Genomic DNA, 12748 nt, shown 5'->3' on the forward strand with positions numbered 1-12748 from the left:
ACGAAGCCGTGTCACGCCCGGGTCATCCAAACCACCGATGCTGGCCTCCATGAGGCGCACCGTTGACCTGATCTATTTCAATGCCGGTGGCGGCCATCGTGCAGCGGCTCAGGCGCTGCAGGAAGTCATCCGCAACCAGGGCCGGCCCTGGGACGTCCGGCTGGTCGACCTCTTCGAAGTGCTCGACGGCAAGGGCCTGTTCCGCAAGGTGACCGGCGCGGCGCCGGAGGCCTATTACAACCAGCGCCTGGCGCGCGGCTGGACGATGGGCCTGGCGCAGGAACTCAAGCTTCTGCAACGCCTGATCCGCTTCTTTCATCCCGCGCTGGTGACCCGGCTCCGCCGGCATTGGTCCGAGCACGAAGCGCCGGATTTGGTCGTCTCGCTGATCCCCAATTTCAACCGCGCGCTTTACGACTCGGTGCAGGCCCAGCTACCCGGCGTGCCCTACGCCACGGTGCTGACCGACCTGGCCGACTTTCCGCCGCATTTCTGGATCGAGCGCGACCAGCGGCAGCACATCGTCTGCGGCACGCCTCGCGCGCTGTCGCAGGCCAGGGCGGCGGGTTATGCCGACGACCGGTTGTCGTTGACCTCGGGCATGCTGCTGAGGCCATCGTTCTATCTCCCGCCTTTGGCCGACCGAACCATCGCCCGCCAGGCGCTGGGCCTGCACCCCGCACGGCCGACCGGCATCGTGATGTTCGGCGGTCACGGTTCCATGCAGATGCTGCGCATCGCCCAGGACCTGCGCGAGCGGCAGCTGATCTTTCTGTGTGGCCACAACCAGGCGCTGGCCGAACGGCTGCGGGCCCTGGATCCGGCAGCGCCGCACGCGGTGGTGGGTTTCACCCACGCGGTGGCGCAGCACCTGCAACTGGCCGATTATTTCATTGGCAAACCGGGCCCGGGCAGCCTGAGCGAAGCGCTGCAGCAGGGCCTGCCGGTCATCACCAGTTCGGGGCCGGGCACCATGCCGCAAGAGCGCTACAACGCCGAGTGGGTGAAGGAAAACGGTGTCGGCCTCGTCCTGCCGTCGCTGCGCTGCATCGCGCCGGCCGTGGCGGACATGGAAGCGCGGCTGGCGCACTTCCAGGCGCGGGTGAAGCGGTTCGAAAACCGCGCGATCTTCGAAGTGCCGGAGATCTTCTCCCGCCTGATGGACCGTGCACCGGTGCCCGCACGGCCTGCCCAAAGCTGGTTGATGCCGGCCTGATCCGGCCGGCCGGGTGGTCAGGCCGGCTGGGTTTCTTCCGCCGGTTCTTTTACCGTCATCGGCTCGGGCAGGACGACCGGCAGCTTGCCATCGGCGGCGTTCGCAGCTGCTTTCCTGCGAAACGGCTTGTGTTGCAGCCGCGCGCTGAAATCCAGGATTTCCAGCCGCCCGTCCGGGTGCTCGACCAGGGCGGTCAGGCTTTCCACCCAGTCGCCGTCGTTGCAATACAGGATGCCGTCGATGTCGCGCATCTCGGCGTGGTGGATATGGCCGCAGACGACGCCGTGCACGCCCCGTTTGCGGGCCTCGCGGGCGACGGCGGCCTCGAAGTCGCCGACGTAGCTGACGGCCCGCTTGACCTTCAACTTGAGGTAACCCGACAGGCTCCAGTAAGACAGGCCCATCCGCGCCCGCAGCCGGTTGAAGTGCCGGTTCACCTTCAGCGTGAATTCATAGGCCGAGTCGCCGACATAGGCCAGCCACTTGGCGCACTGGATGACGCCGTCGAACAGATCGCCGTGGGTGATCCACAGGCGGCGGCCGTCGGCGGTGACGTGGATGCAGTCTTCCACCACGTCGACGCCGCCGAAGTTGTGGGCGACGTAGTGGCGGGCGAATTCGTCATGGTTGCCGGGCACGAAGATGACCCGGGTGCCCTTGCGCGCCTTGCGCAGCAGCTTCTGCACGACGTCGTTGTGGCTTTGCGGCCAGTACCAGTTTCGGCGCAGCTGCCAGCCGTCGATGATGTCGCCGACCAGGTAGAGCGTCTCGCACTCCACGTCCCGCAGGAAGTCCAGCAGGGCGGCGGCCTGGCAGCCGGGGGTTCCGAGGTGCAGGTCGGAGATCCAGACCGTACGCACCTTCAGGGGGTTTGGGGCAGCGAGATCGTCCATGCGCTAAATCCTCACAACAGCATGGAAGCCGATCGTGACAACGCCGCATGACCGTGGCGTGAACCCCTGCGAGACCGTGTCAGGCCTTCAGAAGGTGCCCGGGTAATTGCCGCCGTCCATCAGCAGGTTCTGGCCAGTGATGAAACCCGCTTGCGCGCTGCACAGGTAGGCGCAGGCGTCGCCGAATTCCGCGATGGTGCCGAAGCGGCCGGCAGGGTTGGCGGCGCGGCGTTCGGCCAGCACGACGTCCTCGGGTTTGCCGCTCTGCTTCGACCACTGGCGGGCAGTGTCGCGCAGGCGGTCGGTCTCGAAGGGGCCGGGCAGCAGGTTGTTGATGGTGACGTTGCGGGCCACCGTCTTGCGCGCCAGGCCGGCGACGAAACCGGTCAGGCCCGAACGTGCGCCGTTGGACAGGCCGAGGATGTCGATGGGCGCCTTCACCGCGCCCGAAGTGATGTTGATCACCCGGCCGAAACCGCGTTCCATCATGCCGTCCACCGTCGCCTTGATGAGGGCGATGGGGGTGAGCATGTTGGCGTCCAGCGCTGCGATCCAGTGCTCGCGGTCCCAGTCGCGGAAGTCGCCCGGTTTGGGGCCGCCGGCGTTGGTGACCAGGATGTCCGGGGCCGGGCAGGCAGCGAGCGCTGCGGTGCGGCCTTCGGGGGTCGTGATGTCGGCTGCGATGGCGGTCACCGGCATGCCGGTCTCCGCGCGGATGGCGGCTGCAGCCGCTTCCAGCGCCTCCGCACCGCGCGCGACGATGGTCACGGCCACGCCTTCGCGCGCCAGCGACAGCGCGCAGCCGAAACCCAGTCCCTTGCTGGCGCCGCAGACCAGTGCGCTGCGGCCTTTCAATCCGAGGTCCATGTGTCGCCTTAAACCTTGTCGGCCGCACGGGCCTTGTTCTTGAAGTTCTCGGGGATGACCGCCTGCGGCACGTCGTAGGCGAGCAGGGATTCCCAGTGCGATTCGATGTCGTCGCGGAACAGGCCGCGAGTCAGGCCTGAAACCAGCTTGGGCACGGCGGTGGTCAGCGCGTTGATCGACGAACCGGACGCGCCGAAACTGACGGTCGAGCCGATGGCGAACAGGTGCACATGGGCCAGCCACGGCGTGCGGCCGGGCGAACGTTCGGCGAAGCTGTAGTCGTCGTTCAGGTAGGGGAACGTGCCCAGGCGCGGGTCCTGTTCATCTGCCGGCGGGCAATAACGATCGGCCCAGGTGGCGATGTTGTCGGCGAAGCCCGCCAGCTCGGGCCGGGCCTTGAAGTCGACCTCGATGCCGGTGGCGCTGATGACGAAGTCGGCCGTCATGAGGCCCTGGCTGGTGTCCAGCTCCACCGTTCGCCCGTCCGCGCCCATGCGGCTGGCGAGCACGCTGCAGCCGCTGTGCAGGTGGAAGTTGTCATGGCGGGCGCAACGCTCCCAGGTCTGCTGGGTGAATCCCTCGCGCAGGCCCAGGATGTGGCGCATGAAACGCCAGCGCCACGGGTCGTCCAGGTCGGACAGGTGGCGCAGGAAACCCCGGAAGGTGAGCCATCGATAGGGCTGGACGACCTGGATGTCCATGCGCCGGCAGAGCAGGTGCACCGACGAAGCGCCGGCCTCCAGCGCGCTGGCCACGTTGTCGAAGGCCGAGGCACCGGCGCCGATCACCACCACTCGTCTGCCACGCAGCGCATTGAAGTCCACCGGCGCGGCGGAGTTGACGCAGCGTTCGGCCGGCAGGCCGGCCAGGGTGGACGGAATCGCCCAGCGACCCACGCCTTCCTGGCCGGTCGCCAGCACCACCTTGCGGGCATACAGCAAACGGCGGCCGCTGGCGGATTCGATTTCGGCCTGCAGCAGTTCGCCGTCGGGCGCCTGGCGCAGGTCGATCAGCCGGGTGTCGTTCTGCACCGGTACACCGGTCACGCGGCGCACCCACAGCAGGTATTCGGCCCACAGTTCCTTGGGCAGCATGTCCAGCGCCTGCCAGGCGGCTTCGCCGAACTTCGCGCCGAACCAGGATTCGCAGGTCAGGCTGGGGATGTCCAGGTCGGGCCCGGTGTAGCTCTTGGGGTTGCGCAGCGTGTGCATGCGCGCATAGGTGTTCCACGGGCCTTCCTTTGCCAGCGGCGCGGCGTCGATGGCCAGGATGTTGTCCACCCTGGAGCGCAGCAGGCCGAAGGCGGTGGCGCTGCCCGATTGGCCTGCACCGACGATCAGCACGTCGAGCGCGGGTTTGCCGTCCGGGCCGGTGCGGGGTTCCAGCCATGGCTGGGCGGGGTGGGAGATGCTCTGCAACTCGCGGCGGACGCGGGCTTCCAGGGCTTCGAGAGGCGTTTCTGTCATGGCGTTCATGGGTTGAGCCGGTTCAGCCCGCCAGCCATCCGCCGTCGACCACCATGGCGGTGCCGGTGGTGAAGGCCGATGCGTCGCTGGCCAGGTGCAGGACGGATTGCGCCAGGTCTTCGACCCGGCCGAAACGGCCCAGTGCGTGGCGCTGCAGCGAAGCCGCGCGGGCGGTTTCGGGGTCGGCGGCGCGCTGGAAACCGCGCGCCAGCATCGGGGTGTCGATGGCGCCGGGCACGATGGTGTTGACCCGGATGTGGTCCGCCGCGAAGTCCAGCGCCATGGTGCGGGTCAGGCTGAGGATTGCGCCCTTGGCCGCGATGTAGGCGCTGTTGTTGCGTCCGCCGGCCAGGGCCAGTTGCGAGCTGAAATTGACGATGGAGCCGCCGCCCTGCTTCTGCATGGCCGGTATCACCGCCCGCGCCCACAGCCAGGTGCCGCCGACGTTGGTGCGCCACACGGCGTCGAAGTCTTCCGGCGCGGTGGTCAGCACGGTGCCGCCGCAGCTGAAACCTGCTGCGCACACCAGCACGTCGATGCGTCCCCAGCGGGCCAGCACGGCGGCGGCGTCCGCATCGGCAGCGCCGGTTGCGCCCACGTCCGAGCCGAAAGCCATCGCTTCGCCGCCGGACGCGGTGATCAGCGCGGCGGTTTCTCCGGCGGCTGCCAGGTCGCGGTCGACCACCGCGACCCGGGCGCCTTCGGTGGCGAACAGCAGTGCGGTCGCGCGGCCGATGCCCGACGCGCCGCCGGTCACGACGGCGACCTTGTTTTCCATTCTCGAGACGCTCAAGACGATTCCTTCGATGCGGGGTTGAAACGGCTGCACCAGTCGGCCAGGTGCGCCGCTGAACGGGCCAGGTCGTAGCTGGCGGACCAGTCGAGTTCGTCGCGCAGCCGGGAGGTGGAAAGCGATGCACGGTCGGCAGCGGAATGCAGGGCGATGGTGGCTGTTTCTCCATCGTTCGCCAGCCGGCATTCGAAGCCCGGGCGCGTGGCGGCATAGGCCTGACCCCAGGCCAGCGCCGACCAGCGCCAGGGCGACGAAACGTTGTAGACCCGGTGCCGCGGCAAGTGCGCCTGCAGCACCCGCGAAACCGCGTCGGCCACGTCGCTGGCATAGACCCAGTCGCGTTCGCCCGGCCGATCGAGCAGGGCAGGTTCGCCGAGCCGAGCGGCTTCAGTGATCTGGAACGGGGCGCTGATCGTGTCGCGCCGGCCGGTCGCCCGTTCCCAGGGCCCGAAGACCGCGCTCAGGCGCAGGCTGACGAAGTCCAACGACCAGAGCTGCGCCAGGCGCTCGCCGATCATCTCGGAGCCGAACTTGGTGATCCCGTAAAGGCCGGCGGGCCGGGGTGCGGTACCTTCGTCGACCTCGGCATCACCCATCGCGGCATGGCCGTAGACCGCCGCCGAACTGAGGTTGACGATGCGCGCGACACCCGCATCGCGGCAGGCTTCCAGCACCGGCGACAACGCCATCAGGTTGACCTGGAGGATGCCTTGCGGATCGCGTGTCTCGCGGGCCGCGTCGGCGGTGACGGCCGCGCCCAGCACCACGGCATCCACGCCCGGCGCGATGGCCAGCCGGATGGCGATGGTGTCGCCTACGTCGCCTTTCGTCAGCAAGTATTTGCCGGGCAGCGCGGCGAATGCTTCGGCCGCTCCGGGCGGCAGGTCGATGCGGTCGAACAGATGGACATCGTGGCCCTCGGCCAGCAGCTTTTCGGCGATGTTCATGCCGACAAAACCGGCACCGCCCAGTACGACGACTTTCATGCCGGCATCACTTCGAGCGGCACCGGTTCGCCATGCGGATCGAAATGCGGAATGGCGTCCAGCAGTGCGCGGGTGTAGTCGGACTTCGGCGCGCGGAACAGGTCGACGCTGCGGCCTTCTTCCACCACTTCGCCGTTGCGCAGCACGATGGTCCGGTCGCACATCATGCGGACCACGTTCAGGTCGTGGCTGACGAACAGGAAGGCCAGGTCTTCCTCGCGCCGCAGCCGGTCGAGCAGCTGCAGGATGACGGCCTGCACCGACACGTCCAGCGCGGCGGTCGGTTCGTCCAGCACCAGCAGGCGCGGTTTGCAGGCGATGGCACGGGCGATGCCGATGCGGGCCTTCTGGCCACCCGAGAGTTGATGGGGGAAACGTTCCAGCAACTCCAACGGCAGGCCGACGCGCAGGGCGCAGTCGTTCACCGCCTGGTCCAGCGCGGCGCCGGGTTTCATGCCCATCAGCCGGACCAGCGGATGCGCGATGCAGTCATAGGCGCTGAAACGCGGGTTCAGGCTGTCGTGCGGATCCTGGAAGACGATCTGGATATCGCGGCGGAAAGGCGACTTGTGGAAGTCCTTGGCGGGTATGTTGCTCACGCCTTCGCCGTCGAAAATGATCTCGCCTTCGCTGTTGTCGATCAGCCGGCAGAGCATGCGCGACAGCGTGCTTTTGCCGGAGCCCGATTCACCCACCAGGCCCAGGCTTTCACCTCGCTGCAGGCGGAAGGAAACGTTTTTCACCGCGGTGATGCCGCCCGGGTAGAACTTGCTGACCTTCTGCAACTCCAGCAGCGGCGGCGTGCCGGCCGGCAGGGGCGCGGCGGGTTTGTCCACCGGCTGGTAGCTGCCGTCGGCCACCAGGTCGGCGATGGTCGACGTGAGGGTGGGCGAGGCCGCCACCAGGCGTTTGGTGTACGGGTGTTCGGGCGAACGGAACAGCTTGACCGGTTCGGCGTCTTCCACCACCTGGCCGCGTTCCATTACCACCACCCGGCTGCAATAACGGGCGGCCAGGCCCAGGTCGTGGGTGATGAGGATGGTCGCCATGCCGCGGCGGCGGGTGATGTCGGCCAGCAGGTCCATCACCGTCTTCTGGGTGGTGACGTCCAGGCCGGTGGTGGGCTCGTCGGCGATCAGCAGGTCGGGTTCGCTGGCGACGGCCATGGCGATCATGATGCGCTGGCACATGCCGCCGGACAGTTCGTGCGGGTAGGCGTCCAGGCGTTTTTCCGGTTCGCGGATCATCACGTCCTTCAGCAGCGCCAGCGCCTTGGCGCGGGCTTCTGCCGGCGTCAGGCGCGAATGCACACCCAGTGCGTCGGCGATCTGCAGGCCCACGGTGCGGATGGGGTTCAGGGCCGCACGCGGGTTCTGGAAGATCATGCTGATGGCAGCGCCGTGGGTGCTGCGCAGCGTCTTCCAGCTGGCCTTGGTGATGTCCTGCCCTCGGTAGGAAATCTTGCCGCCGACGATGCGGCCGGCGGCTTCGAGCAGGTGGGTGATGGCGAAGGCGGTGACCGACTTGCCCGAGCCGCTTTCACCGACGATGCCCAGCGTCTGGCCGACGTCCAGCGACAGGCTGACGCCACGCACCGCCTCGACCATGCCCTTGCGGGTGGAGAAGCTGACCCGCAGGTCTTCGAGCTTCAGGAGTTGTTCGCTCTTCATGGAAAGGTCGCTCATGTGCGCATCCTCGGGTCCAGGATGTCGCGCAGACCGTCCCCCAGCAGGTTGAAGAAAAGCACCGCGATCATCAGCGCGAAGCCCGGGCAGGCCACCAGCCACCAGTTGCCGGTGGAGATGAAACGGGCGCCCTCGGCGACCATGATTCCCCACTCGGGCGTGGGCTGTTGCACGCCCAAGCCGATGAACGACAAACCGGCCGCGTTGAGCACCGCCCAACCCAGGTTCAGCGAGATCTGCACCGCCATCGCCGGCAGGATGTTGGGCAGCAGGAACCGCAGGATCACCGACAGGTGAGAGTCTCCGCAGGCCCGCGCCGATTCGACCCAGCCCGCATTGCGCCGCACGTTCACTTCGGCCCGCGCGAAACGTATGTAGAAGGGCAGGTTGATGAAGGCGGTGGCGATGACGATGTTCTCGACCCGGTTGCCCAGCGCGGCCACCATGGCCATCGCCAGCACGAACAGCGGGAAGGCCATCAGCACGTCGACGAACCGGCCGACGATGCGGTCGAGCCGGCCGCCGGCATAACCGCAGATGCTGCCGATGACGGCGCCGACGACGAACGAAAGGCTGACGGCCGAGGCGGCGATCATCAGGTCCAGCCCGGCGGCCACCACGGTGCGGCTGAATACGTCGCGGCCCAGCTGGTCGGTGCCGGCCCAGTGCGCCGCGCTGGGCGCCTGCAGGGCGATGGAAACGTCGGATGCGGTCGGGTTGTAGGGCACGATCCACGGCCCGATGCAGGCCAGGATGATCAGGATGGCGACGCCAGCGGCGGCCACTGCGGTCAGCGGATTGCCGCGCAGCACCCAGCCGACATGGTTGAGGGTGTTGGAACTCATTCGATGGAAATCCGTGGGTCGGAGACGCTGTACAAAATATCGACCACCAGGTTGACCAGCACGAAGATGGACGCCATCAGCAGCACGAAACCCTGCACCGGCGCGTAGTCGGAAGCCAGCAGCGCGTCGAGTGCGTAACTCGCCACGCCGGGCCAAGAGAACACCTTCTCGACCAGCACGTTGGCGCCCAGCATGGTCGAGAACACGATGCCCAGGATGGTCAGCACCGGCAGCACCGCGTTGCGCAGCGCGTAGGTCACCACGATGCGCCAGTTCGGCAGGCCGATGGAGCGGGCGGTGCGCACGAAGTCGCTGCCCAGGGCGGTCAGCATCGATGCGCGGGTGATGCGGGCGATGGGCGCCAGCACGAACAGCGCCATCGTCAGCGCGGGCAACATCAGTTGCCGGGCGGCTGCCCACCAGCCGGCCAGGTCACCGGCGGCCAGGAAGTCGATCAGCAGGAAACCGGTGACGTGCGGCGGCTGGCTGGTGAAGACGTCCAGCCGGCCGGTGGGGTCGGGCGCGATGCCGAACATGTAATAGAAGACGTAGACCAACAGGAGCCCGGACACGAAGGTCGGCACACACACGCCGACCACGCAGAAAAGCCGCACCGCATGGTCGATGAGACTGCCCGCCTTCAGCGCTGCCAGGATGCCCAGCGGCACCGCGCTGACCAGGGCGATGAGCAGGGCGGTGAAGGTCAGTTCGAGCGATGCCGGCAGCCGCTGGCGGATGTCGGCGGTGACCGGCTGGCCGGTGGTCAGCGACCGGCCCAGCTGGCCGGTGCCGACGTCCTTCAGGTAAAGGAAGAGCTGCTCGGGGATGGGTTTGTCCAGCCCCATCTGCTTGCGCACCATCTCGATTTCTTCCTTGCCCGAATTGGCCCCGGAGGCGAAGAACACCGCCGGGTCGCCGGGCAGCACCCGCATCAGCAGGAAGGTGAAGACCAGCACGCCGAAGAGCGCTGGCAGGGAGGAAACGAAGCGCCGCCCGGTGCGGCGCAAGGTGGTGGCAAGCAGGCTCATGGACTAGGACTCAAGCCTTGATGTGCAGGTGTCTGACAGGGGAATGCCGCGGAACCGGCTTTGCCGGGCCGCCAGCATTGCCCCCTGGAAGGGGTTGGCGGCCACACGAAGTGGGCAAGATTGGGGGTCATTTCCTGGAGACATCGCGGAAATCGACCTGGCGGTGGAACTGATACACGTAGCCATCGAGGGAAGACACCATCACCGCATCCTGGCTGGCCTGCCAGATGGGGATCTGCGGCATCAGGTCGAAGGCCATGGCGTTGAGCTGCCTGGCATAGGCCGCGTACTTGGACGGGTCGGCTTCGAAACGGGCCTTCTCGGCGATCTCGACCAGCTTGGGATCGTTCAGAGAGCTGTAGTTCCAGCGCTGGTTGCCGGTATAGAAGTTACGGTAGAAATAATCGTTGGACGGCAGCCAGGCGACGATGTTCTCGGTGAAGAAGGGCGCTTTCTTCTCGTTGATCAGGGTGGACATCTGGGCGTCGGGCAGCTTCTGGATGTCGACCTTGATGTTGATCTTGGCCAGCGATTCCTTGATCAGCGCGGCCATGGGTTCGGCGATGTTGGCCTGGCCCAGGTTGAAACTGAAGGTGGTCTCGAAACCGTTGGGCATTCCGGCTTCGGCCAGCAGCGCCTTTGCCTTGGCCAGGTCGAGCCTGACCGGCTGGGCGATGGGGAAGTCGGCGCTCGGCGGGCCGTCCTTCCAGGTGGCGTTGAACAACGGTTTGCCGCGTCCGAACAGGGCCGCCTTGAACATGTCGTCGTAGGGCAGCGCATAGGCGATGGCCTGGCGCACCTTGACGTTGTCGAACGGTTTCATCTGCGTGTTGAAGCTGATGAAACTCACCGCGTTGTATTGCGGTGTGGAGATGACTTTCACCTTGCCCTTGCCGGCCAGCGATGCGGCGTCGTTGGCCTGCAGGTCGATGGCCAGGTCGGCATCGCCGCGCTCGACCAGGTTGGCGCGGGTGGCGGCTTCGGGGATGGTCTGGGCGATGACCCGCTTGAAGGCGGCGGGTTTGCCGTCGGCGCTGCGGTTCCAGGCGTCGTTGCGCTTGAGCACGATCTGTTCGCCGGGCTTGAAGCTCTCGACCACATAGGCGCCGCTGCCGGCGGTGTGTTCCTTCAGCCAGCCCTGTGCCCACGGGTCCTCTGGCGTGGCGTGTTGTTTGGCGACCTTGCTGTTGATGATGATCGGATAGACGGTGGCCAGGTTGGACAGGGCGAGCCGGTCGGCCTTGGGCAGGGTGACCTCGATGGTGGTCGGGTCGATGACCTTGAACTGGTCGGCGCTGGTCATGGAGCCAGTCAGCAGTTGCGCCGCGCCCAGCGACTTGGCGGTGACGGCGCGGTCGAGCGACCATTTGACGTCTTCGGCGGTGACGGGTGCGCCGTCCTGGAACTTCGCGTCCTTGCGCAGGTAGAAAGTGATCTTCAGGCCGTCCGGGCTGACGGTCCAGCGCTCGGCCAGTTCGCCGCGGATCTTCTCCAGGTCGAACACCCAGTTGTCGCCCTGCTTCTTCTTGCCGAAGGACACCAGCCGGTCATAGGTGCTCATGCCGATGGTGAAGGACTCGCGGGTGGAGCCGAGCATGGTCGGGTCGAGTGTGTTGACGTTGCCGCCGGTGACGAAACGGATGGTCTCCGCGCGGCTTTGCGCAGAGGCCGGCAGGCTGGCCAGCATGGCGGCCATGGCAACGGCACTGGCGATGAAGAAGGGGGCACGCAGGGTCTTCATGGGTCGCTCTCGATCAGGGTTGGATGGAATGAATCGATCAGGGAAAACGCGGTTCTCGGTCCATTCTTGATGGGGGCCGCCGCCGATGTCGCGTGCCTTTTTGTCGGGCGTCCTTAACCTCTTGTTAATCGTTTCGGGAAAGCGCCGAAGGGGTGCGCCACACGCACCAAGTCGGCGTGACAACATCGGGTTTTGAACGATTGCGGTGCGATAAGCCGCTTCAGGCGGCGGCTGCCAATGCGGGAAAGAGGCGCTCATGCGCCGGCTCGAAGCCCTGTTTTTCCATCAGCTCGCGCAGTACCCCTACAAAGGCCTGTGCCAATTTGGAAAGCGGGTCGAAACGTGAATGGACCAGGCTGGCCTGCAAGACCGGCGCATGGGCCACCGGGCGCACGACCAGTTGGTGGGCCGGCCAGTTGCGCACCGAGAATTCGTCGACCAGCGCGATGCCCGCGCCCGCCTGCACCAGCGAGCAGGCGTTCTGCGGCGAGCCGACCTCGATGGCCGCCCGCAGGGTCTCGCCGTTGCGCTGATAAAGCTGCTCGACCACCAGGCCGAAGGGCGAGGTGCGGTCATACGAGATGAGCGGGTACGGCCGCATGTCGGCCAGCGTGAGGGTGCCCAGGCGGGCCAGCGGATGGTTGTAGGGGCAGATGCACACCAGCTGACCCTGGCTGAGCGGTGTGGCCTGCAGATTGGGGTGTTCCACCGGCATGATGGTCACGCCCAGGTCGGCCTGATGGTTGAGCAGCCGTTCCTTCAGCGGGCCATGGTTGAGGTACTGGAAGGTCAGCTTGACCTGCGGATGCAGCTCGCGGAAGGCGGTGATGGCCTGCGGGATCATCATCTGCCCGATGCTCGGGCTGGAGACGATGCCCAGCATGCCCTGGCGGTTTTCGGCCAGTTCGTGGGCGAGTTCGTTGACCCGCTGCACGCCCTGGTACATGCGCTCGATCTCGTGGAAGAGCTTCTTGCCTTCGGGCGTGGCGTAGAGCCGGCCCTTGATGCGCTCGAACAGCGAAAAACCGACGCGGATTTCGGTATGCGACAGCAGCCGGCTGACCGCCGGCTGCGACACGAACAGCAGTTGTGACGCGCCACGGATCGAGCCGGTGGTCATCACCGCGCGAAACACCTCGATCTGGCGAAGGTTCAGGGACATAGAAGGTCTTGGGGCCGGCTGCTGCCTTAACCAAACGTTAAGGACGCATCCGGAAAAGCAAGGACC

Annotated in this window: 11 protein-coding genes; 1 reads left to right on the forward strand and 10 read right to left on the reverse strand. The window is 66.6% G+C overall.

Going from position 1 to position 12748, the window contains the following annotated elements; translation table 11 throughout:
- The first annotated feature begins 49 nt into the window (after positions 1-49).
- Positions 50-1216: a glycosyltransferase gene (locus AC3ANW_RS04400; RefSeq protein ID WP_488343989.1), complete on the forward strand. Its 1167-nt coding sequence runs from the start codon at positions 50-52 to the stop codon at positions 1214-1216.
- A gap of 17 nt (positions 1217-1233) precedes the next feature.
- Here AC3ANW_RS04400 and AC3ANW_RS04405 read toward each other — a convergent pair whose 3' ends face one another.
- From AC3ANW_RS04405 to AC3ANW_RS04450, 10 genes are all read right to left on the reverse strand, one after another.
- Positions 1234-2109: a UDP-2,3-diacylglucosamine diphosphatase gene (locus AC3ANW_RS04405; RefSeq protein WP_488343990.1), complete on the reverse strand. Its 876-nt coding sequence runs from the start codon at positions 2107-2109 to the stop codon at positions 1234-1236.
- Between the two features lie 87 nt (positions 2110-2196).
- On the reverse strand, positions 2197-2976 hold the full coding sequence (locus AC3ANW_RS04410) for an SDR family oxidoreductase (protein WP_488343991.1): 780 nt from the start codon (positions 2974-2976) through the stop codon (positions 2197-2199).
- A gap of 8 nt (positions 2977-2984) precedes the next feature.
- Positions 2985-4451: an FAD/NAD(P)-binding protein gene (locus AC3ANW_RS04415; RefSeq protein WP_488343992.1), complete on the reverse strand. Its 1467-nt coding sequence runs from the start codon at positions 4449-4451 to the stop codon at positions 2985-2987.
- A gap of 13 nt (positions 4452-4464) precedes the next feature.
- Positions 4465-5235: an SDR family oxidoreductase gene (locus AC3ANW_RS04420; protein WP_488343993.1), complete on the reverse strand. Its 771-nt coding sequence runs from the start codon at positions 5233-5235 to the stop codon at positions 4465-4467.
- Positions 5232-6221, reverse strand: a complete 990-nt coding sequence (locus AC3ANW_RS04425; RefSeq protein ID WP_488343994.1) for an NAD-dependent epimerase/dehydratase family protein — start codon at positions 6219-6221, stop codon at positions 5232-5234. Before AC3ANW_RS04425 ends, AC3ANW_RS04420 begins: the two co-directional genes overlap by 4 nt.
- Positions 6218-7906, reverse strand: a complete 1689-nt coding sequence (locus AC3ANW_RS04430) for a dipeptide ABC transporter ATP-binding protein (RefSeq protein WP_488343995.1) — start codon at positions 7904-7906, stop codon at positions 6218-6220. The genes AC3ANW_RS04425 and AC3ANW_RS04430 overlap by 4 nt, the downstream gene beginning before the upstream one ends.
- Positions 7903-8751: an ABC transporter permease gene (locus tag AC3ANW_RS04435; RefSeq protein WP_488343996.1), complete on the reverse strand. Its 849-nt coding sequence runs from the start codon at positions 8749-8751 to the stop codon at positions 7903-7905. The genes AC3ANW_RS04430 and AC3ANW_RS04435 overlap by 4 nt, the downstream gene beginning before the upstream one ends.
- Positions 8748-9779: an ABC transporter permease gene (locus tag AC3ANW_RS04440; protein WP_488343997.1), complete on the reverse strand. Its 1032-nt coding sequence runs from the start codon at positions 9777-9779 to the stop codon at positions 8748-8750. Before AC3ANW_RS04440 ends, AC3ANW_RS04435 begins: the two co-directional genes overlap by 4 nt.
- Positions 9780-9906: 127 nt before the next feature.
- Complete coding sequence (locus AC3ANW_RS04445) at positions 9907-11520, reverse strand: ABC transporter substrate-binding protein (protein ID WP_488343998.1); 1614 nt, start codon at positions 11518-11520, stop codon at positions 9907-9909.
- 220 nt (positions 11521-11740) lie between these two features.
- Positions 11741-12682, reverse strand: coding sequence for a LysR family transcriptional regulator (locus AC3ANW_RS04450; RefSeq protein WP_488343999.1), 942 nt, complete (start codon positions 12680-12682; stop codon positions 11741-11743).
- Positions 12683-12748: the final 66 nt, after the last annotated feature.

The sequence above is a fragment of the Xylophilus sp. PBN-3R genome (genome assembly GCF_057747805.1).